We start from the raw sequence: 22,424 nt of genomic DNA, 5'->3' as shown, positions 1-22,424 counted from the left end.
TACATGAGATGCACATCTCGTGCATACAAGGACTACGCCTTAAAGTGAGAGAGGAATAGCCATGTGTGTTACCGGGCTTCCGGAATATTAGTCGAATCATATACAATCATCGCCCGGCCTTCGGCCAACTTCCTCGCAGTGGGAGGCATCTTGATGAAATAGTTGGAATAAGGTTCCGAACCTTCCTGGTCTCCATTCATCAGCCTGTGGGAAATACGTATCATCGTCTGAATATAGGCCAGCGGCAAAGAAGATTTCAGATAAGGATAATGTCCGCACCAGATATCCTTGATGTGCCCTTCCTTCATGAGCTTTTCCATACGGCAACACGACTCATGGAAAGTGGCGATGGGAGACATCGGCACACACTGCAGCCATACTTCACCCGAGCCGAACGCATCACCCGAATAACAGTCTCCGTTTGCCTTGTCCAGGAGTACCACCGAGCCGGGCGTATGCCCGGGCATCCATGCCACTTCCAGCTTGCGTCCACCCAAGTCGAACACTTGTCCTTCTTCCATATAGAGGAATTCTCCTTGATAATCCGCCGCATGCTGGGGCACCAGCACCGTATCGGCCCGATGCATCCATACTTTATCGAAATACTTGATGCAGCCGGCATGGTCGGGGTGCATGTGGGTGACGATTACTTCCAGCGGTTTCCCGGTTATCTGTCCCACAATCTTATCCAAATCCGCACAACGCGTGCCGGTATCAATCAGCACGGCCTTGTCTTCGCCCTCTATCAGATACATGGTAGTATAGTCCCAAGTGGAAAATACCCAAGTCTTCTCTTTCAACAAGGAAACCTCTACCTCTTCATTCTTGAATACCGTTTGCGCCCCTATAGCCATACAAACAAACAGCAGGGCAAATATCACTAAGTTTCTTTTCATGTTTTTCTTCTTTATATAGTTAAACCGAATTGTGAATTTCTCAAGATAAATCAATAACCGGGATTCTGTTTCAGGTTGCTGTTCACCTCCAATTCATTTTCAGGAAACGGCAGCCACTCGTCGCGATTGGGAGTCCAACCCGCCAACGACTTTTCATTATCGACATAGGTGGTTTTGGTCGTATAACGGGCGTTGTAGATGCCTGCCGCCGTAGTGAGGTCATTATTCGGGTCAGGTACAATCTGGAAAGTCGGTAACTTTTTCCCTTTATCCGCCAATACCGCCGGAGCATCCCCCCAACGCTTCAGGTCCTGGAAGCGCATGCCTTCCATAGCAAGTTCCAAGCGGCGCTCCAGCTTTATATCGGAAAGCGTCACATGACTCTTTCTGGGAAGACGGGCCCTGTCGCGCACTCTGCCCAGATATTCGTCGGCACCGGCTTGGTCTCCCGCCTGGAGGCAAGCCTCGGCAGCCATCAGCAACACATCCGCATATCTGATGACCGGAGTATTGCTCTGGTTTCCACACCAATACCCTACAAATTCGTCATCGGTGCTTGCCAGCCATTTCAGACGGAAATAGCCTTCGCTGGCATATTTGTTGGTAGTCGTGTTCACCGCAATGTTCATGGCAATCACCTGCTCCCAGGTCCTGATCCAGGCATTCAAGCGATACCCGTCGGCACCCTCCTCAGCCACAAAGGCATCGTACAAAGACTTCGACGGATTGAAGTAGCTGTAACCGCTGGTAGTGTTGAACTTATAGTGCATGGACGCTTCCGGACCGGCTATAAAGCCATAGCCGAATCCCCAATTGGCCAAGATGCCGAACCAGCCCTCCTGAGAATACATGTTGGAAGGGTCGTAATGGCGCACACACTCCAGCACATACTCCTTGCAGCCGGCAGAGGCCGGATGATAGAATGTGCTGACATCGGCTATCAAATCATATTTGCCGGAAGAAATGACCTTCTCCAACTCACTTTTGGCATCGGCATATTTCTCCTGATACAGATAAATCTTTCCCAACAAGCAGCGGGCAGCCTCCAACGTGGCGCGGGTTCCCCCGTCCCTGTCTTCCAAACTCGTTTTCGAAGTGAGTTTCCCGGAAGTTATAGCTTCCGTAAGGTCTGTCTCCATGAATTTCCACAACTGTTCGGCAGTGGAGTTGGGCACCTTATACTCTTCCGAATTCTTCAATACCCTATCTACCAAAGGAGGAGTCCCCCACAAAGTGGTCAGTTCGAAATAGCAGATGGCTCTGAAGAATTTGGCCTCGGCAATGTTTCTTGCCTTCACTTCACTTTCAGCGGCATCGAACCGCTCAATCACCAGATTGGCCAGATAAATCGTGGCATACAACCTCTTATAATAGTTTTCCACCCAACCGTTCGTGGCCACTATCGCACTTTCGTATATCTCCTGCGCATACACCTGGTCGGAGCGGGCACCACCCGAATTGAAATCGTCTGCCAAGAAATTTTTCAGGAAGAAACCGTTGGCATACTGCGAGGCTTTCTCACCACGCCCGGAATAAGCATTCCGCCAGGACGCATAGACAGCAGCGATGGCAGACTCACACTGTTCATCCGTCTGATAATAATTCTCTTCATTCTCTACACCTTTCTGGGGAATATCCAGCAAATCGACATCGCATGCGGAAAATGTAAGTGCACACGCCAACAGTCCGGACAAGATATATTTTCTTTTCATATTTCTTCTATTTATTATTTAAAATGTAACTGATAAACCGAACACCACCTTCTTCGTTGTGGGATAATTTCCGTAATCCACGCCCATACCGCTGGTAGCCGTGGAGGAAACCTCCGGGTCGAGTCCCGGATACTTGGTGAACAAGAAGAAATTATCCAACGAGGCATATACTCTCAGCTTGTCGACCAGGAACTTCTTCGTAACCGTCCGGGGCAACGTATATCCCAGCTGTATCTGCTTGATGCGGAAATAAGAGCCGTCAAAAATATAAGCATCGGACAAGCCATACTTGTCTGCATTCGTATTCTGCGGCCGTGCAAACTTACGGCTGGTAGTCCCGTCCGCCGTCCAGCGCTGGTCGTACATCTCCTTCAGCGTATAGGATATGGAGTTATAACTGTAGGACATGAATACGTCATTGCCCACGGAGCCGTTGCCGAAAATCAGAAAATCAAAAGGCAGTTATATACCACCCGACCCTAAGCCGGGTGGGTATAACTTATGTTTATAATTAGACCGCTAAGATAGCGATTATTTCTAAAATATCATAGAGAAATATCACTTATCTTCCAAGTTTAATAAGAGCACCGGATAGCAAGCATCCAATGAATCCTATGATGATTATCAATGCCATAATACTAATTTTGGATATTGATTTTATTTGACATATTATTTCTTGCGAGCTTTGACATCTATACTACCTTCTCCCATTTGCATGGAAAGCTCCGCTGTGTTGGAAGTTAAAGATTTAACTGTATAACGAACATACTCCTCACCGCTTACATAAGTTACGATTGTCTTACCTTCTGCGGTATATGTACCACTACCATTTCCAAGATAGCCAGAACCATAATAAGTACCGTCAGATTTGAATGAGATAGACATGGCAAACTTGTCATAAGGATATTTGGTTACATCGTACCAAGTTCCACCAGCCATGATTTCTGTAACTTCCCATGTTCCATACAGTGTGTCCATAGGATAATCAAACTTAGATTCATCATCATCTGAGCAAGACGAGAAACTAACTACTGCTGCAAATACCAGCATCCACATTAAAAAAATCTTCTTCATACCATTTTTTGTTTTTAATTGGTTAATACTAAAGTTTTAAAAAAGCTCTCTCTCACTTAGCAATAACCACACATCAAGGTACAAAAAAGACGTAGTGCTACTGCCATACGTCGTCAAGGCTCACCACAAGCCCACTTACTCAATGGCAGCGCACTACGCCAATATGACGAAGTACACTTAACCCAATGAGTAAGTTCATTAATAGCCTTAGTGTTATCCGAGGTGGTGATTCTGACGACGATTAGGCTACTTTATTATTGAACAGTTGGATTTCTCCCCAATTATTCATGGTGCAAAGATATGGAAAATCTTGATATTTGGAAAGTTCCAAAAAGATAATCACTCAATATTTGCTTAAAATACTGATTTACAGATGATTTTATACTAATAGTTAAAAAGTGTAATTTTGGAAAGTTCCAAAAAAAATCGCAGCAATACTTTTCTTATAGCTTTAATAATAATATGGTTACAATTTTTTTTTGTCTAAAAAAGTATCATTTTTTTGGAATAGTTAAAATACAGACTTATCTTTGCAAAAGAATGAAGAGGAATTGGTTCCAACAATTCCTCTTCTTAAAAACCCTGTACGCGCACAAGGTCCGGAATCTTAATTGTATAAAAATCATGGATACAATTAAATTTTTCACAACCTACATCCATGGTAGATACATGGTTGTAGAAATCTACTATACTGATGGTAGTACAAAGACTTACAATCTCTATTAAATAGAGATATTGTAAATGGGAGAATTAATACTCTCCCATTTTTTATACCGCAAAAGTATTATATAAATTCCACTATTCCAAATAGCAAACGTTAAAAGTTACTTATATGCACGAATTTCCTTAGCTTTATTGACAAGCAACTCGTTTATAAGCCTATCAAGTTCCTCTTTGGAAACTTGTAGAGAAGGATTTGGGTTAAACCCTTTCTTGCGCTTTGTCCTCATTCTTATCTTTAAATCGTTTTTTATACGTGCCATAGTCATGCAATATTGCGCAAATATAAGTCTATTCTTTGAAAGTTCGTATAGAACCGAGTGTTAAATCTGAAAACATATTCGTCAATATATCGCTGGAGGTGCTTTTTACTAACCGAGTAATAAGTTCCAAATATCATTCTTTTAAAGTGCGACCAAGCATTTTCAATGCCATTTGTACTTACTTGTATGACTTCTCCCTTATTTGTCGCATAGGTAGAGCCATAGTAATGTTTCTCATGGTCTACTGACCTTTGAATGTAATCATTGGTTATTCCTCCATAGTCCCAGCCGTCAGTATATATGACGCTTCCGGATTTAACATAGCCTTTTATCAGAGGGAGCAGTGTCCTTACTTTGGTATCGGGCACTACCTTTGCTACTAAATGACCGTTTCTTTCCAGCATTCCGAATACCGGAACTTTATCCTTGAAAGAACGACCTTGACATTTCTCAACTTTCTTATCCTTATGCCGATTCTTATTCTTGCCCCCAACAAAGGTTTCGTCAATTTCTACCTCATTGTCAAGAGTATGCTCATTTTCAAAACTTGTATAGAATCTAAGTTTATGGAGCATATACCACGCAGTTTTCTGTGTAACTCCCAAATCTCTCGCCAACTGGCAAGAAGAAACGCCCCGCTTGTGAGACAGAAACATGAATATCGCATAAAGCCAATATCTGAACGGCAATTTTGTGTTGGCAAACGGTGTTCCCGTTTTCACGTCGAAGTATCTACCAGTGTTCTTGCACTTGTACTTTCCATTGCTACATTTGTAGACTTTGGAAGAAGGGTCGAACGGAGATACAACTTTGCCGTTCCACCTCATTTCTTCAAAGTATCTAATGCAACTCTCCTCATCTGGGAAAGATTCTGTGAATAGTATGAAACCGTTCCTCTTTTCCATAGTGATTGCTTTTAAGACTTCTACAATATAGTAAAAATTCCCGATATATGCAAATAAATAGCTATATATTTTCAAGCTATCTAAATAATGGCTATATTTGTATCATAATACGAATTTCAAAGAACGACATTTAGTTTTGGAATTATAACCAAAAGTTATGAAAAAGAATCAAGTGTTACTTTGTATATAAGTGCCAATCAAAATTCTTGTAGTTGGCGGTCAACGTGATTCCATATGTGAAGTCCGGCATCGGTTTACCAATCATCGCCTTGTCACTGGCATCAATGGTACCGTCACCCGTATTATCCCTGAATACGGGATTGCCCTTGTCATCCAGATGATCGACCTGATAGCCTCTGAAATACCACACCGGATAGCCTACCTCGAATGCGGAGAACGAACCGTTCGAAGCCATTGTAGTGGCGCCTTCTATGCGTCCGCCGCTGACATGCGGATCCAGATAAGTGACCTCGTTCTTCAAAGTGGCCAGATTGGCGGTCACAGAATAGTTGAAATCACCGGCTTTGTCTTTCCATCCGGCCTCAAACTCAAAACCCTTATTCGTCACATTACCGGCATTCATCGGAGCCGATGAGTTTCCCGCCTCATAAGGAATGACAATGTTGGAAACAATCAAGTCTTTTGTCTTCTTCTGATACCAGTCCATACCAAACGAGAAGCGGTCGTTGAAAGCGCGCAAATCCATACCCAAATCCAGCTGTTCGGAGGTTTCCCACTTCAAGTCAGGATTATAGAGCTGCGAAGGTTTGGCAGAAGTGACATATTTCATCGCCGTATTGCTGAAAGAGTACCCGGCAGCCGAAGTCACCAGGGAATTGGAATACTTGTAACCGCTCAGATTGCTTGTGCTGCCATTCTGCCCCCAGCTTGCACGCAACTTCAGGAATGTGAGAGGGGTATTGTTCTTTTCCGTGAAAAAGCGCTCGTTGGAAATGACCCAACCGGCTGATACCGACGGGAAATAGCCCCAGCGATTGGTACCCGGAAGCACGGAAGTATCGGCTGCATCGGCACGCATGGCCGCTTGCAGCATATAGCGGTTCTGGTAATCGTAAGCCAAACGGCCGAAATAGGACAGCTTACGATTAATCAGATTATAACCGGCGGTACTCTTCACGGCATCTCCGGCAGGATACGAAACGTCGGCATACAAAGGATCGTGCTTGGCAGTCTTGTCTACACCGGCAGAAACATAAGTGAAGTTATTCTCGCTGTAGGACATACCCAGCATGGCAGACACATGATGCTTGTCCCACAAATCCGTACTATAATTCACAAAGTTCTCCCACTGATAATAGGTAGTAGAGGAGTTGGAGCGGCTGGCCCCGTTCTTATCCTTATTATTGGCGGAAGCCGAACCGTAATAGAGATTGTTATACTGATAAGTGTTTGCGTTCAGTTCCCTGTAACCCAGCCGGGTAGTAAACACAAATCCTTTGAAAGGAGTCAGGTTGGCATAGAGCGTTCCCATCAGACTGTTGCCGAAGTTTTTCTTGTCGCTCATGCGGATGGCTACCATAGGATGTATCTGTTCCATAGAACCCAGACAGCTGTAATAATCGCCCTTGTCATTGCGCAGCAAAGTAAAGCCGTTGGCAATCAATGCCTCCATTTGTTTAGGAAGCGCATCGGCTGCATACGTGTCCGCATAATAAGGAGCCATGGTCATCACGGTAGCAATCATACTGGAATATGAATTGCCCGCACTACCGTCATTGATGGATTTCTGCGTATATTTTGCATAATTGGCAGTAACACCTACCTTCAACCAAGGTTTAATGTTATAGTCGGCATTCAGCATGACGGAAAGCCGCTTGTAGGTATCCTTGTTTTCACGAAGAATACCATTGTCATACAGATTGTTTAATGACAGGAAGAAAGAGCCCTTGTCATTCGCTCCCTGAAAGTTGACCGTATGATGGGAGGATGGCGAAGCATTAAAAGCCACATCATACCAATCGGTAGTCGATACACCGTCCCATGTGCCGCTGGTAATAAGCTCCTGGATATTATCATCTGTAAAAGTAGGGTCTTGCTCCTTCTTTTGCAATAAAGCTTCTTGTGAATTAATCAGCTTGGGACGTTGCGCCAGGCTACTGATGGAATATTGAAAGTCGTAGGAAATGCTGCTGGTTCCTTTGCTTCCGCTCTTTGTGGTAATAAGCACTACGCCATTACCGGCCTGCGCACCATAAATGGCAGCGGATGCGGCATCTTTCAGGACTTCCATGCTTTTTATATTATTAGGATCCACAGCACTCAAGTCGGATACTATCAATCCGTCTACCACATAGAGGGGATCGGAAGTACCATTCGATGAAAAACCACGGACACGAATGGTAGGCGAAGCACCCGGTTGCGAAGTTGTGGATATCAGTTGTACACCGGCTGTCTTGCCCTGCAGGGCTTCTTCCACCCGGGTAATAGAGCGGTTCTGGATGTCTTCTGCCTTCACGGAAGAAATGGCGCCTGTCAGGTCGCTCTTCTTCTGTACACCATAGCCCACCACTACCACTTCATCCAGCGTCCGGGTGTCTTCTTTCATCGTTATATTCATTCTCTCTGATACGGCTTTCAGTTCTTGTGTCACATATCCGATGTACGAATAGACAATGACGGCACCTTGCTTTACCTTTAAGGAATAATTTCCCTCCATATTCGTAATCACTCCATTAGAGGTGCCCTTTTCAAGTACACTCACACCAATCATCGGTTCTCCCAAATCATCTGTAATCCGTCCCGATATCATCATCGGACTTTGCGCCAGCATAAAAGGTATTCCCACCCAAAGGAACAGCCAGAATGCCATCAGCTTTCTTTTAAAGTTGTTTTCCATAATGCTTAAATAATTAGATTTGTTAATAAAAAAGCTACATTCACTTATTGTAGGATTTCCGATACAATTTTATCAAAAGAGGAGATAAGAGGATATTGAGAAAATACAAAAACATTTCCTATATGTTCAGATATTGTTTCTTGTACGTTCAAAAGATTATCAATATGTTCAAAACATGCCATACAGCATATTCCAAGCGAAAAAATCACTGTTACAGCAAATATCACCTACTTATTTTCTTTCTACTTTTGTCTGCTCCATTGTAAAAAAACACTCTCCGCGGAACATACCTTAATACACTTCATATATGAAAAAAATCATTCTTTCCCTCATAGCTTTATCTGCAATAGCGGTGTCTTCGTGCCAACCGACAACCGCCAAAGCAGAAGCGGAAAAACAGGATGTTTATAGAATTTCGGCAACCATTTCCAACCAAAACATTACGGATTTCCAAGAAGACGCGCAAGGCTATATCTGGATAGGAACCACACGAGGACTGAACAGATTCAACGCACACGAATACCGGCAATATTACAGTTCCAACGACTCACTGCAACTGCCCGGAGATAGAATCCAGGATATTTTCATGGACTCACGCAAACGCTTATGGATAGCGACAACCAACGGAACATGCCGATATACCGACCAAGACAACTTCTGCCAGATACCCATAAACGTGCCCTATAATAATAGGAACGGACATCAGTTCATAGAAAGCAAGGATGGAAAAATCTTCCTAAACATGGTGGTACATCTCTGCGTCTATAACCCTGAAACAGACACTTTCAACCGTATTTTCATCAACTTTGACCCGGACAAGACCTATAAACAGACCTGCTACATAGATAACAACAACTGTCTGTGGGCCGTCAACCCCGTATCCATCCGATGCTACGACTCCCGAAACATGCAACTGACAGACTCCATACCCATGCCGCAGAAGATTACCTACTCTTACATGCACAACCATACCTCCCTATGGCTGGCAAGCAAGAACCGACTCTTCATATTCGATACCGAAAGCAAAAGATTCAAAACGACTCCCGAAGCAATAAGTAATCATCCCATCTTATCGAAAGCCGCCATCACCTATATACACCCGTACGACAAGAACAGGCTACTGATTTGCACGCAAAAGCATACGTTCCTTTACAACCACATAGAAAACACCGTCATACATGAAAAGGAAAACGGATTTCCATTTGAAGTCCCGCAACATGGCATCAAATGCATGTACACCGACTCGCACAAGAATCTGTGGATAGGCTCGCCGGACCAAGGCTATACCGTACGCTATCATTATAAGGAGCGTTTCAACAGCAACAATTATCTGCGTTCGTTCTTCCATCAAAAATCCATCATAGCCCTCGATGCCGACTCCTGCAACTTGTATATATCCACCCTGAAAGACGGAATGTATATCTACAACCTGAATACCAAGCATATAGAAGCTGTGAATATCAGTAGAATCCTACCTGCACAAAACACAGAAAATATAATTGTCAGACACATCTATCACGACAAAGACCGGCACATCTGGCTTGCCACCAATACCAATCAAGTCATAAAATGCGTGCTCGAGTCTAATCAATTAAAAGCAACGAGTATTTTTTCCGTCCCTTCCGTACTGTGCATAACGCAAGACCGTAACGGAACAATATGGGCAGGCAGCTTCAGCCAGGCAATATATGCCCTGAAAAAAGGTGAAAAGGTATTCACACCCGTATCACTTTATCCCCAGTCATTTTTCACCTTTACTCCTACCCTACGTCCCCTCTCCAATGGAGAAGTATGGATTGCCTCCTTTGCCAACAAGATTCGTTCAATAAATCCGGATACATGGAAAATCCGGATACCGGACATCTCGAGGGCAGACAGCCTGGCCTGCATACGCCGTTCTAAATTTATCCCTTCCGTATTATACGAAGACAGCCAAGGAGATATCTGGATTGGAACCTCCCATAACGGTCTTTTACGATATACTTCGCAGAATCATAAATTATCTCCCATATCCGGCATTGGCTGCACAGAGATTTGCAGCATCGAAGAAGATATGCAAGGGAACCTATGGATATCCACATTATACGGATTAAGTAAATATGAGCGCCGGACCAATCAAATCAGCAACTACTATGCAAGCGACGGTATCGGCGGCAATCAATTCTACGACCGTGCATCCTGCCGACTTTCAAACGGAACCTTAGTATTCGGCGGCACTCACGGAATGACATTCTTCAATCCGGTGGAAACTCCTTTCAAATACGATGTTCCCCTGACGTTCGAGAATCTGAAGATTCATAACAAGCTTGTATATCCCGGAAAGAATGCAATCATCGACAAGGACCTCTCCTACCAACCGGACGTATATCTGAAACATAGCCAGACCAGCTTCAGCATATCATTTGCCGCATTGGATTATAGTGAATACGAACGAATACACTATCACTACCAATTGGAAGGCATTGACCGCTACTGGATAAATGCACACACCAACCGGGAAGCTTATTATGCCAACCTTCCCACAGGAACCTATATGTTCAAAGTAAAAATCACCAATGAAGACCAAAGCATAATCGGAGAAGAAAAACAGTTGCGCATCATCGTCAAACCTGCTCCTTGGAATACCTGGTGGGCAAGATGTGCATATGCTCTGGTAATCATCGGAATAGCCGGTACACTTATACACAGTTGGCGGCGCGTAAGAATTGAAAAAGAAACCGCCTGCCGCGCCGAACAAGAAAAAGCACAAGAGCAGAAAATGAATAAGACATACATGAGCTATTTTACCAACATATCCCATGAGTTCCGGACACCACTGACCACGATGTTGGGTTCCATCAGACAACTGTGTGCCGCCCCCGGCCAATACAGTGCCAACCGGGAACTACTGAATGTTCTGCAAGACGGTATTCTGCGGATGCTCCAGCTAGTCAACCAATTGCTCGATTTCAACAAATTAGACAACGACAATCTGGGACTGGAGGTCCAACAGACCAACCTTGCCTCCACCATCAAACGAATCATCAGTTTCTTCAACATCAATGCCCAAAGCAAGAATATAACCCTTAGCATTCAGGGATTACACCATGACATCCTCTATTGGGCCGATGAAGACAAAGTAGAGAAAATACTGAGCAATCTGCTTTCCAATGCCATGAAGTTTACTCCTACAGGAGGTGAAATAGAAATCTCGTTCGCCATCGTCACACGCCAAGAAGCCGAGGAGTTCTTCTGCCTGACAGAACAAGACAAAAGCGTCCGGTATATCCGGATTTCCGTAACCAACACCGGAGAAAACATTCCGGAAGAACAGCTGGAAAAAATCTTTGAACGGTTCTATCAGATAAAAGGCAACAAAGGGACTTACAATTGGGGAACCGGCATCGGGCTTTATTATGCTCGCAGCCTTGCCCGGTTGCACCACGGATACCTGAAAGCAGCAAACCGGAAAGAAGGGAACGGAGCCATGTTTATCCTGATTCTGCCCGCAGACGATTTCTCGTACACAAAAGAGGAACGGTTCTATGGCAAAAAAAACTCATAGACAATACTTCCATAGAACCTGCGAAAACAGAACCGGATGCTACCCATGAAGGCAAAACAAGTCCAAAAACAATACTGATAATAGACGATGACCCGGCCATCATGCACTATCTGCAGATTCTGCTGACCCCGCATTATCACATCATCAGCCGACTCAATTCCACCAATATCTTCCAAACCATTACAGATGAAGCCCCAGATTTAATACTGAGCGATGTACTGATGCCGGACAAAGACGGTTACCAGCTTTGCAAAGAGATTAAAACGAACCTGCAATTCTGTCACATACCCGTTGTTCTGGTAACCGCCAAATCCACCGTGGAAAACCAGATAGAAGGATTGCATACCGGAGCAGACGCATACGTGCCCAAACCTTTTGAACCAGCTTACTTGCTGGCCCTGATTGAATCACTATTGACGAACCGTGATAAAATGCGCAGTTTCCTAGTGAGCAATACCCGGACAAGCCGGATGAAAGAACTTACCCTTGCCCCCAAAGACGAGGCCTTCATGGCAGAACTGTATAAACTAATGGAAAATGAACTGGACAACCCAGAACTGGACATCACACGGATGGCCGAATTACTCAAAATCTCCCGTACCAAATTTTACTACAAGGTGAAAGGGTTAACCGGCAAGAATCCAAGCGTTTTCTTCAGAACTTATAAACTGAACCGCGCAGCCGAACTAATCAAGGAAGGGACCTATACCATCTCCGAAATAGCGGACATGACCGGTTTCAATACCCTTCCCCACTTCTCTACCTGCTTTAAAAAACAATTCGGCATAAACCCGAGTGAGTATCAATAAACCTTGTACATCCCTTATCAGCACCCACGGCTCCCTCTAATTCCCTTAAAAGAAAGAGCCGTGGCCTGCATAGAGATTACTTCCGATAAAAGTTGCCGATTATCGCTTGTTATAAACCAGTTTCTTCGTCTGCGGGTCGCGGGAGAATTGTTTCATGAAATCCCACATCAACCGTGCGTCAGGCTTGAAGTTCCAATGACCGTAGTCATTCACAGCCACGACTTTAATCAGCGGAATGTTTCCCTTGTAAAGCACTCCCGCTTCCATCGTGACGCGCTTGTTGGTGGAAATCACTTCCCTATCCTTTAGTGCTATGCCGAAGGTGGCATCTTTGGAAAAGTCAGGCCGGCTGCTCACCTCCATGCCGTTCATGGTCTGATAGGCAGTCCAGGCACAGAAGAAGGCATTGGTGCGCCAATTGTTTTCGTTTACAAAAGGCACGACTTCGTCGTCCGTACCCGTCACAGAGAAATAAGCGGTCTCCACACTGCCCCGTTTCTGCACCGCCTCGTTCATCAGGGCTTCGCCACTGTAACCGAACATATACCGGTCGGGGGTCAGCCCAGCCGATTGGGCACCCACAGCGGCAAATACGTGCGACTTGCGTATACCAAGTCCCGTAGCCGTGGCGGCTCCTGCCGAAAGCCCTTCGGCATATACCCGCGAAGGGTCTATCTGCGGATAGGTCTTCAACAGATGATACACCACCTGCTCGATGCCGTCCAACCCCATAGGAGCATAACCGTTGCCCTGCCACTCCAATTCGGCAACAATGAAGTTCTCCTCAACCGCCAACTCAATGAAGCCGGATGTCTCAGCCTGCGTACGCGGATCATTGTTGTTGCCATGCAGCAAAAGCAACAACGGCACAGAAGCCTTTTCTGCCTTCAAAGTAGCTTCCGGATGGAATTCATACCATAGGAAATCGCCTGTACCGATAAGGTCTTTCTTCATCACACGACGAGTGATTCCCCAATCTTCGGGCATGATATACGGCTCCAGCTCATACGTACCATATTGGTCGAATTGAGCTCCCGTGTACCAAGTATGTTCGTAATTGTTGAAACGGTAGTTCTTGCAAAGCAAAGTCTTCCAAGCTTCCGCAAAAGCTTCTTTCAGGGAAATGTACTTGTTTGCACTCACCACAACCTGCTGTAGAGGCTCCTGCCGGTTGGCATAACAAGCCAACCCGTCTTCTTTCCGCACCGGTTCCGCCTGATTCTGTAAGATATAGGCTGCCGCTACCTGCCGACTGTGTGTTCCGGCAATAAAAGCAGGAACGGGGGCGGCACCCTCAGCCGTCTTGGCCGGTCGGCCATTCAGCGATACGATACCGGCAACAGCACCCGCATGTCCGGCAATGGTTCTATTAACGAACGTCGCCCCCTTACCTATACCGATTATCTTCAGATTAGTAAAAACACGCATCTTGTTCAGGAAATTCTTATAAGCTTCCAAATCCTTCACCGCATCATACTCCTTTCCCAAGGGGTTCATCACACAGACCGTCCCCGAATAGGTGTGCGCATAGGACGCAATACCCAATTCATCCGTCAACGCCGCCGCTTCGGAAGCATCGCACGGCTTGTCCGGATAAATCACGAAAAAAGGGGAGAAGCCGGGAAAACGTCCCTCTACACTTTTGCACGTATCACGCGTAATGTAAACTTCCTGCTCCAACCCAGGAAAACGAACAAACGGAGGAAGCCCTTCAGGGGTTCCACCAGCCCCTTTCATCTGCAATGCAACTACAGAAAACAAGAGCCCAAAAATGAAATTCAGTTTCATAGTATCTTTAACAATTTGTTTTACGACCGCAATATTAGCGAATTACCCTCAAAGCATTCTTTCCTATTTGTTCAAATGTTTATCCTCCGGTTCAATTTTATTCATTACATTTGCAGTGTTTCTTAAAACCAACCGTATATGGCACATCGTCTTAATACCAACAAACAGTTTATGGTAGGCAACGGCATCCTTGCCTTTGCCGTGATTTTCGTAGTCGTCATCTTTGTCTACATGAGCATGAGGCTGCAACAACAGAAAGCGGAAAACCGCAACTTCATCGAAACCTATACCATCACACTGACGAAAGGCTTTGCCGGAGACTCCACCTCCATCTTCATCAACGACAGCCTGCTGGTGAACCGCACCATGACGGAAGAACCTTTCATCCTCGAGGTGAAACGCTTTGCCGAACAAAGCGCACTGATGATTGTGAACAATGCAACCGAGAAGCTTTCCCTGTTTGAGCTTAGCGAAAAAGGAGGAGAATACCGGTTCGAGAAGGAAGGAGAAGAGGTAAAACAACTGGCGCAGGAATAAAAAAGCTCAGCAAGGAGTGTTGTCAGACGTTATCAACTTTCATTTTATTTTTTCTTACATCAATATAAAGCAAATCATCATGGTCTGTTATACTATACAGTTCCATAAAATCCTCTGTTACCAAGTAATATTCGTCAAGCCCCTCACAGTCGCCGATAAATATATGTATATCAGACATTCTTGCTTTATAAACGATAAAATCCCTGTTCCAATAATCAATAAAAAAATAGAAAACGATATTTTTGTCAATTATATCCAATAGATGAAAATAAGGATCTTCCATGTTACAATCTATACTATATGGCACATATTTAAATTTCAGCCATAATGCACGAGGATTTCCAATTACAAATGTGTCATATAACCGTTGTATTAAAATCTCTTTATCGACATCTCCTATTTCCTGAAATGGAAGATGGTTATCTTTGATTGTTCGTTCTATTTCTTTATAATCAAACATGACATTTTGCTTCTGTTAATAATCTCGCATTATCCATACCGGTATTAACTTTCTGAGATACCTTTCAAACGTGATAGAAGAGGCAGACCGCTATATCTCCGTTTTGTATTTCCGGAGTTCTGTTCTCAATGCCTGAGCCCTTCCATCAGTCATCCGGTCGAGCAAAGCCCAGAAACGTTTCCCGTGATTCATCTCGCGGGTATGCGCCAGTTCGTGTAGTAGCACATAGTCTATCAGATGCTTGGGAAGAAGCACCAGATAATAGGAAAGATTGATATTGCCCTGTGTCGAACAACTCCCCCAACGTCCGCTGCTGGAATTAATCTTCACACTCTTGTAAGAAAGGTCATGCTGCATGGAAAGCATATACAAGCGAGGTGGAAGAATAATCTTTGCATTCCGCCGCAAAGCCTCTTCAATCACCTTGCGTAGCCAAGCCTGCAGATTCTCATCCGAGAAATCCGCATCCGGCGGACAGATTATCTGCATTTCTCCCAACTCGGAACGGGACAAGAAGCGTTCCCGCTGTCCGCTGACCAATGTCAGTTTAAAGAACTCCGTATCAATGCGGTAATCCAAATCAATCAGCTTTCCGACCTGCTTCTGTCTGGCAGCCTTCAGACGCGGTCGAAGCTCCTCTATGGCATTCTCTATCTCGGCAAGGGAAGTCCGGGGAGGTACAGTCACGTAAATTCCATCTTCCTTTGTACGGAAAGTAAGACGTCGTGCCCGGGCATTGACCCGGACAAACAAAGGACCAAGCTCTTTATCTTCTATAATGCGGTTTACTGTCATAAATCAAAGCCTCTCCCATAGGAAAGGGGCGGGAAGAGGCTTTGCAAATGAACAAAGAATCGTCCAAAAACGCAAGCAAATACCTGACAAAAGCGGACGGAGTGTCCGATAATGAACACTACACAAAAGCGACTATCCTTTAATAATCAACATTTTACACTTATGGTACAATAATTGATTAAAGTATGATGACCGAGCGTCCTTTGAAAAAAGCATTTCTACATGCAACTTTTTCAAGGCAAATCACGTCTAACTAATAAATACTGAATCACAAAAAACAAAAAAATATGAAAGCTCTAACAACATTTATCGCAATCGCCTTATTGGCATTCAGTACAACCGCTTGTTCACAACAACACACATACCGTTCCGGAGGCTTCGGCAGCAAGACGGTCAAGGCAAGCAAGAACTATGTAACCAAAGACATAAAAGTGAACAACTTCACCAAGCTGAGTGTAGCCGGCAGCCCCGACGTGACCTACACGCAGAAGTCCGGCAAACCGACAGTGGAAGTATACACCTCGGACAACATTGTAGACTTACTGGATATCCGTGTCAAGGACAATACTCTCTACATCGGCTTCAAGAAGAATGTCAGCGTATCCTACAATAAACTGGAAGTACGTGTGTCCGCAGAAAAGTTGAACGGCATTGCCGTGGCAGGTTCGGGAGACGTGGAACTGAAAAACGGACTGAAGACGGACAACCTCAAAATTTCCGTAGCCGGTTCGGGTGACATCAGTGGAAACAACATCTCCTGCATAGACCTCGATATTTCCATCGCAGGCTCGGGAGACATCAACAGCAGCGACATCACTTGCAATGACCTCCAAGTATCCGTTGCAGGTTCAGGTGACATGAAGCTGAACAACGTAACGGCCAACTTCACCAAAGCATCCGTTGCCGGTTCGGGCACCGCTATCCTGAGTGGCAGCACCCAAGAAGCTGAATACAGTGTGGCAGGTTCGGGTGATTTGTTTGCTTCCGATTTCGTTGCCAAGAAAGCATCCGCCAGTGTTGCCGGTTCAGGCGACATCAAGTGCCATGCCACAGATTTCCTGAAAGTACGCACCAGCGGAAGTGGCAGTGTAGGCTACAAGGGCAATCCGGAACTGGATTATCCGAAGAAAGGACTGTATAAGCTCTAACATTGGAAAATATAGACTTTAAGATTAATAATTATAAGCCTAAACTAAATTCTCTCTCAAATAATTACCTATAAAGATGACGAAGGACTCCCGCGAGGAAGTCCTTCGTTTTTTGTACGCCCCACATCTCCGAAGCACGGGAACAACTATCATTTATCTACATTCAGAATACCCGACTCATTGTCGCTGTTATTGATGCGTCTGTCGGATGATTTGTAACGCTTGCCGAACTCGAAGTTATAACTCAGCTTGATAACCGCCATCTGTCCTATCTCTTTCGCATGGCTCCACGAGGTATAGGGTGCCACTTTGCTTACCCGTTCCTTACCCGTCTTGTAGTTGTTGGTGAACGGGAACATCATCCCTACCCCCAGCTGCAGGCGCTTGTGGGTATAAGTGGCCAGAATGGCAGTCTGATTCTCGCCCTTATAAATCGTTTCGCCCATCAGTTCGTTCGCCCTTTTACTGAATTGTCCCAACAGAGAGAACTGCTTATAATTGAACACGGCAACCAGATTGTAATAGAAGTCATTATACGTATGGGTATAGGTATTGCCGTTAGACCAGTAACGTGTAAATCCACCATCTATACTCAGCGTCAGGAAATTCTTCAGACTACCAATGTTCAGTCCGCGGAATGTGAAAGAAGGGCCAAAGCGCAGAAACTGTGCAGAACGCTGGTTCTCGCTCATCGAAACCAACTTGTCTCCCTCGGCAAACACACTCTCCATGATGATATTCTTGTGATAGCCATGTGTCACATTCAGCATGAAGACGAACTTCTGCTTCATATAGGAGTAGTTCAACGTATTGTTAAAGACACTGTAAGTCTCCAATGCCGGATTGCCGCGTACTATCTGGATGGTATCTATCGCCTGCTCCACATTGGTCAACGCACTGAGCGAAGGAATCTTGGGTTCGACATTGAACCGATAGTTGATGTTGCCGTTCTTGTGCGGCGAGAAGTTCAGACGGACAGTGGGGGTAAAGGTGTAATAGGTATGTTCCTCCCCTCCTTCCTTGAAATAAGAGCGGGTCAATCCGGCACTCACACCATAACTCACTTTCTTGATATTTCCCTGCACCTCGGCAAACGCCGCTGTCTTTGCCTGGTTCATTTCCGAAACGACGGGTGAGGAGCCTGCATACTCGTTCCTGGCATACATCCGGTAGTGCCGCAATCCGGAACTGAATACGAGGGACTTGAAACGCTTGTCGTAGATGGCTTCACCGATGATGGAACGCTTGTTTCCCGTCACATCGGTTTCAAGCATCGCCAGGTCTTCGGCTTGAGGAGTATATTCGTGGTAGAGCCTGTTATTGTCGGTGTGCATCAGCGTACCGGTCACGCTCATCGTAAGCATCTGATTCTTCGGTAATGTACGCTGGTAATAAAGGTCGAGCGAAGGAGTGTAGCCGGACTGCTTGTTCTTCAGTCCGGAGAAGATATAGTTATCGGCATCCGCAGCATCATACAGCTTGTTCGACTGGTTCAGAGAGGGAGCATCATAGATACTGTTGCGGAACACGACGTTGAATACGTACTTATCCTGCTCCGTCAGATTGTAAGAGAGGTCGATATTGTGGGTAAAGTGCTTGTTTTGGTCGTGAAGCCCCTCCTGCACACGATGTATCGTCTTATTTTCCAACACATATGTCTCATCTATATCCGTATACGTTTTCTTGAAGTTACGGGCAGACAAGTTATAGAACAATCCCCATTGTGACTTTTTATGATTGAACTTGGCCACCACATTGTCCTCGCTAAACAATATGTGGGGAGCATTAGTGGCTTGTATATTGACCAGTCCGCCCGTTTCGCGGCGGCGGACAATGATGTCTACCACAGCCCCCAGGCTGCTGTCGCCATAGCGCTCTCCCGGATTTTCAATGAATTCTATTCTTACAATCTCCTTGGGCAGGAGGGCTGCCACTTCGGTGGAGGTAGCCACAATACCGTTGATACGTGTCTGTACACTACCGCCATTGGCTTCCAGGCCTTTGCCAAGAGCATCCACCTTCAAGTGCGGAATGGCAAGGTTCAGCATCAGGTCGTAGGGATTGTAGGAATTCTTCATGGCAGTGGCGGTAGGTACTACAACCATGCGGTCTACTTTCTGCGTGATATTGCTGCCCGATATCACCACCTCGTCCAGCGCTACCGACTGTTCTTTCAAGATGATATTCCCCATCTCTACAGTGCCTTGGGGGTTCTTGATGACAATCTGCTCGTCGATATAACCGATGTAGGAGAATTTCAGCAGGAAATCTGAACCGGTGGCGGTTTTCAGAATGAATTTACCTTTTCCATTCGTAGTGCTTCCCGTAACGAATGAAGAGTCGGGTAAGGAAATCAGGGCTACATTGACAAATTCCACCGGCCGGTTCTGCTCGTCTATTACCGTACCGTTCACTTTCACTGTTTGCGCCGCTGCGGCAAAGCTACCCAATAGGTATATGATAGCTATAACAAGAATCTTTTTCATAAATGTCGGCGTTTAGAGTTTGTCTTTTAAAGCTGACTCGATGATTGCCTTTATCTCTTCTGACGAAAGAGATTCTTTATTGGTCCACTCCTTGTCTCTCTCCTCCGAGATATCCAATACGGAATCGCAATGTTCCGACATCAACAGAAAGAGCATTTTCTCTGAAATTTCGCCCGACGCGTTTATTACCTCATAGTGCACTTCGGCATACTTGCAAAATTTGCCGTCTACGTTACGACCGCACTTACGCTCCAGGTATCCGTAACGGAATTTCTCACCTTCACCTAACTGCGACTTAACATATTCCTTAGTTGCCGACTTTATTTTATACTGGTCGCTTCCGGGGAAGTAACATGAAGTAAGAGATACAAGTGCAAAACACGCTACGATTGTCATTGTTCTGAATGTACTTTTCATAAGACTTTTTGTTTTTTGATTTGATGCAAAGTTAAGGCGAAAAGTCGCTTAACTCCTACTAAATCGCACTATTAAAAGTCTTAACACTCAATACTTAAAGTTCTGATTATCAACAACAATATATTATAAAAGTCTTAATCCGACTTCTTCCGGTCTAAATGACTCTTATGCACTCCACAATATCCTGCTTTTCGCCTGCATTTATCTTCTTTCGGATGGAAGTTTTACGCACGTAGATGGTCGCACTTGTCTGTTGGGTCACCACTCCGATTTCTTTGGTGGAGAAACCTGCACAGAGCAAGCAGCATATCTGCACTTCCTTATCGGATAAGAGTTGTCCGAATCTTTCCACCATGCGGGAGTAGAATCCGTCGTATAGTCTATCGATTACCGGATAAAGGTCCGCCCAGGCAAGCAGTCCTTCCACCGGAATCTCCTTATTGCTGATGCCCGAGATAAGTTTCAGCAATGCCTGGTTCTGTGAGGTAGGTGTATTGGCAACAAGCCGTATGATACCCAGCTGCTGCAGAAGCAACTTCTTGAAGAAAGCGTCGCTATTCTCCTCTTGGTTATCCGATGCCTTCTGGGCATCTTCCAGTAGACGGGTCAGTGTATCAATACGTTCTTCGGCTTCGGCAAGGCGTTTCCTTCTGTTGCGGATATAGAAACTCAAGGACAGCAGCACCCCGACAAGCAGAACGGCAACCAGTACAGAATACATCCGCGTCTTTTGCCGCTTGATTATCAGCTCGTAGTTCAACCGCTGAAGATTGTTCTTGGTCTCCAGCTGTTGCTCTATTACACTGTTCTGGTCCCTCATCTCAACTCTGACGGAGTCGGCAAACCTGCCGAAGGTGATAATATCCAAAGGTGTACCGGAAGTATAGTCCAGAACGGTTTTCAGCTGTACCAATGCACTGCGTACGGAGAAGCCTTCGGCTTTATCTCCTCCGTGATTCTGTTCATTGGCCCATGCCTGGTTCCAGTAGTAACGGGCAGAATCAAGCTGATGAAGGTTGAGAAAGTTTTCGGCAAAGGTAATTTGCAGCATCACATGGTTACCCACTGCCGGCATCAGACGTTTGACACGGCGCAGGAGGTCATTGGATTTGACGTATTCGCGGTTATTGGCAAGCGCTGTGGCATAGTTCCTCATATAGTGACAAGCCGAAGCCGTATCGGCTGCCGCCAATGCCATATCGATGCTCCGTTCAAAATAATCAGAAGAAGAAGGATGGTTAATCAACGCCATATTAAGTCCTAAGTTATAGAATACGGAACTACGTTCTCGGACAGACAGTTTATCAGCGTATTGCAATATCTTTTCCATCAGCTCTATCACCTGGGAGTGATCATTTCTCTGATAAGCCACCTCTGCCTTTCCCCGATAAAAAAGAAGAAGCCAGAAGGTGTCTTTCCGGGCTATGGCATAGTCCAAGCCATTCTCAATCGCTTCATCCATGCGCTCCTCCTGCTTCATCCATTTATAATAAGAGGCTTCAAGCAGGTAACTATCCAACATACGGGAAGAGTCTTTCTGCTCACGATAGTAGTGTATCGCGCCGGGAAGCAGCGAATCTTCCACCAATGACATACCCATACGGTAGCGGGCCTGCGCACAGTTCCAAACGAACTTCATCCATTCCGCTTCTGAAAATCCAACATCCTTCTCTATGGAATTAAGCAACTTTAGCGCACTGTCCGGACGGTTCTGTAACAAAGAATCGGTCCGCGCCAAAAGTATTTTGTGGCCATTATGGTCATTACAGCCAACGAAGCACATAATGCCTAAAAGCATTATACAGATATATAGTATGTTTCTCATGGTCTCCATTATATATTTGGAGCGAGTAAAGTTGAGAAAAAAAACAGTAGATTCCAAACTATATATACTGTAAATAATAACTCGCAGGCAAAACAATAAAGGGACGCTGCATCACGCAGCGTCCCTTCTATTTTAGTTAGTTTTTATAAGATTTTGAGAGAATTGAAACTTCACAGCCTCAAGTTGTT

The 22,424-nt window shown here is 45.1% G+C and carries 16 protein-coding genes; 4 read left to right on the top strand and 12 right to left on the bottom strand.

Annotation, left to right across the window (positions count from 1 at the left end; translation table 11 throughout):
* Positions 1–68: 68 nt before the first annotated feature.
* The 6 genes from DWZ67_RS10165 to DWZ67_RS10135 all read right to left on the bottom strand — a co-directional run bounded on the left by DWZ67_RS10165 (position 69) and on the right by DWZ67_RS10135 (position 8,427).
* Positions 69–896 carry an MBL fold metallo-hydrolase gene (locus tag DWZ67_RS10165; RefSeq protein WP_005833720.1) on the bottom strand — a complete coding sequence of 276 codons (828 nt, stop codon included), beginning with the start codon at positions 894–896 and terminating at the stop codon, positions 69–71.
* A gap of 50 nt (positions 897–946) precedes the next feature.
* On the bottom strand, positions 947–2,608 hold the full coding sequence (locus tag DWZ67_RS10160; RefSeq protein ID WP_005833721.1) for a RagB/SusD family nutrient uptake outer membrane protein: 1,662 nt from the start codon (positions 2,606–2,608) through the stop codon (positions 947–949).
* 18 nt (positions 2,609–2,626) lie between these two features.
* Positions 2,627–3,016, bottom strand: a complete 390-nt coding sequence (locus DWZ67_RS10155; protein WP_243635148.1) for a hypothetical protein — start codon at positions 3,014–3,016, stop codon at positions 2,627–2,629.
* Between the two features lie 261 nt (positions 3,017–3,277).
* The gene (locus DWZ67_RS10150; RefSeq protein WP_016272538.1) at positions 3,278–3,682 is read right to left on the bottom strand and encodes a lipocalin family protein; all 405 of its coding nucleotides are present in this window, start codon (positions 3,680–3,682) and stop codon (positions 3,278–3,280) included.
* 985 nt (positions 3,683–4,667) lie between these two features.
* Positions 4,668–5,570 carry an IS1595 family transposase gene (locus DWZ67_RS10140; RefSeq protein WP_120138759.1) on the bottom strand — a complete coding sequence of 301 codons (903 nt, stop codon included), beginning with the start codon at positions 5,568–5,570 and terminating at the stop codon, positions 4,668–4,670.
* Positions 5,571–5,745: 175 nt separating this feature from the next.
* Positions 5,746–8,427: a SusC/RagA family TonB-linked outer membrane protein gene (locus tag DWZ67_RS10135; protein WP_243635147.1), complete on the bottom strand. Its 2,682-nt coding sequence runs from the start codon at positions 8,425–8,427 to the stop codon at positions 5,746–5,748.
* 307 nt (positions 8,428–8,734) lie between these two features.
* Here DWZ67_RS10135 and DWZ67_RS10130 point away from each other — a divergent pair, with 307 nt between their 5' ends.
* Positions 8,735–11,971: a sensor histidine kinase gene (locus tag DWZ67_RS10130; RefSeq protein WP_243635146.1), complete on the top strand. Its 3,237-nt coding sequence runs from the start codon at positions 8,735–8,737 to the stop codon at positions 11,969–11,971.
* A 101-nt stretch (positions 11,972–12,072) separates the two neighbouring features.
* Positions 12,073–12,780, top strand: coding sequence for a DNA-binding response regulator (locus tag DWZ67_RS20395; RefSeq protein WP_243635145.1), 708 nt, complete (start codon positions 12,073–12,075; stop codon positions 12,778–12,780).
* Positions 12,781–12,879: 99 nt separating this feature from the next.
* Here the strand turns inward: DWZ67_RS20395 and DWZ67_RS10125 are convergent, their stop codons facing one another.
* Entirely contained in the window at positions 12,880–14,568 is a 1,689-nt protein-coding gene (locus DWZ67_RS10125; RefSeq protein WP_120138757.1) for a PHB depolymerase family esterase, read from the bottom strand.
* Positions 14,569–14,706: 138 nt separating this feature from the next.
* Here DWZ67_RS10125 and DWZ67_RS10120 point away from each other — a divergent pair, with 138 nt between their 5' ends.
* Positions 14,707–15,105, top strand: coding sequence for a hypothetical protein (locus DWZ67_RS10120; protein WP_005833728.1), 399 nt, complete (start codon positions 14,707–14,709; stop codon positions 15,103–15,105).
* Positions 15,106–15,127: 22 nt separating this feature from the next.
* Here the strand turns inward: DWZ67_RS10120 and DWZ67_RS10115 are convergent, their stop codons facing one another.
* On the bottom strand, positions 15,128–15,565 hold the full coding sequence (locus tag DWZ67_RS10115; protein WP_005833730.1) for a DUF6756 family protein: 438 nt from the start codon (positions 15,563–15,565) through the stop codon (positions 15,128–15,130).
* A gap of 90 nt (positions 15,566–15,655) precedes the next feature.
* Positions 15,656–16,360, bottom strand: a complete 705-nt coding sequence (locus tag DWZ67_RS10110; protein WP_120138755.1) for a SprT family zinc-dependent metalloprotease — start codon at positions 16,358–16,360, stop codon at positions 15,656–15,658.
* 287 nt (positions 16,361–16,647) lie between these two features.
* On the opposite strand from DWZ67_RS10110, the gene DWZ67_RS10105 reads away from it, so the two are divergent.
* Positions 16,648–17,508 carry a head GIN domain-containing protein gene (locus DWZ67_RS10105; RefSeq protein ID WP_005833734.1) on the top strand — a complete coding sequence of 287 codons (861 nt, stop codon included), beginning with the start codon at positions 16,648–16,650 and terminating at the stop codon, positions 17,506–17,508.
* A 149-nt stretch (positions 17,509–17,657) separates the two neighbouring features.
* Here DWZ67_RS10105 and DWZ67_RS10100 read toward each other — a convergent pair whose 3' ends face one another.
* The 3 genes from DWZ67_RS10100 to DWZ67_RS10090 all read right to left on the bottom strand — a co-directional run bounded on the left by DWZ67_RS10100 (position 17,658) and on the right by DWZ67_RS10090 (position 22,245).
* Entirely contained in the window at positions 17,658–19,994 is a 2,337-nt protein-coding gene (locus DWZ67_RS10100) for a TonB-dependent receptor (protein WP_120138753.1), read from the bottom strand.
* A 12-nt stretch (positions 19,995–20,006) separates the two neighbouring features.
* Positions 20,007–20,411 (bottom strand): hypothetical protein, encoded by a 405-nt coding sequence (locus DWZ67_RS10095; protein ID WP_057281895.1) that lies wholly within the window; start codon positions 20,409–20,411, stop codon positions 20,007–20,009.
* A gap of 154 nt (positions 20,412–20,565) precedes the next feature.
* Complete coding sequence (locus DWZ67_RS10090; RefSeq protein ID WP_034532609.1) at positions 20,566–22,245, bottom strand: LuxR C-terminal-related transcriptional regulator; 1,680 nt, start codon at positions 22,243–22,245, stop codon at positions 20,566–20,568.
* Between the last annotated feature and the right edge of the window lie 179 nt (positions 22,246–22,424).

Origin of the sequence: Bacteroides sp. AF34-31BH, from assembly GCF_003602795.1 — a bacterium.
In the GTDB taxonomy this organism is placed as follows: domain Bacteria; phylum Bacteroidota; class Bacteroidia; order Bacteroidales; family Bacteroidaceae; genus Bacteroides; species Bacteroides uniformis.
Note: the sequence above shows the minus strand (reverse complement) of the source record. Positions and strands in the feature narration are given on the sequence as shown.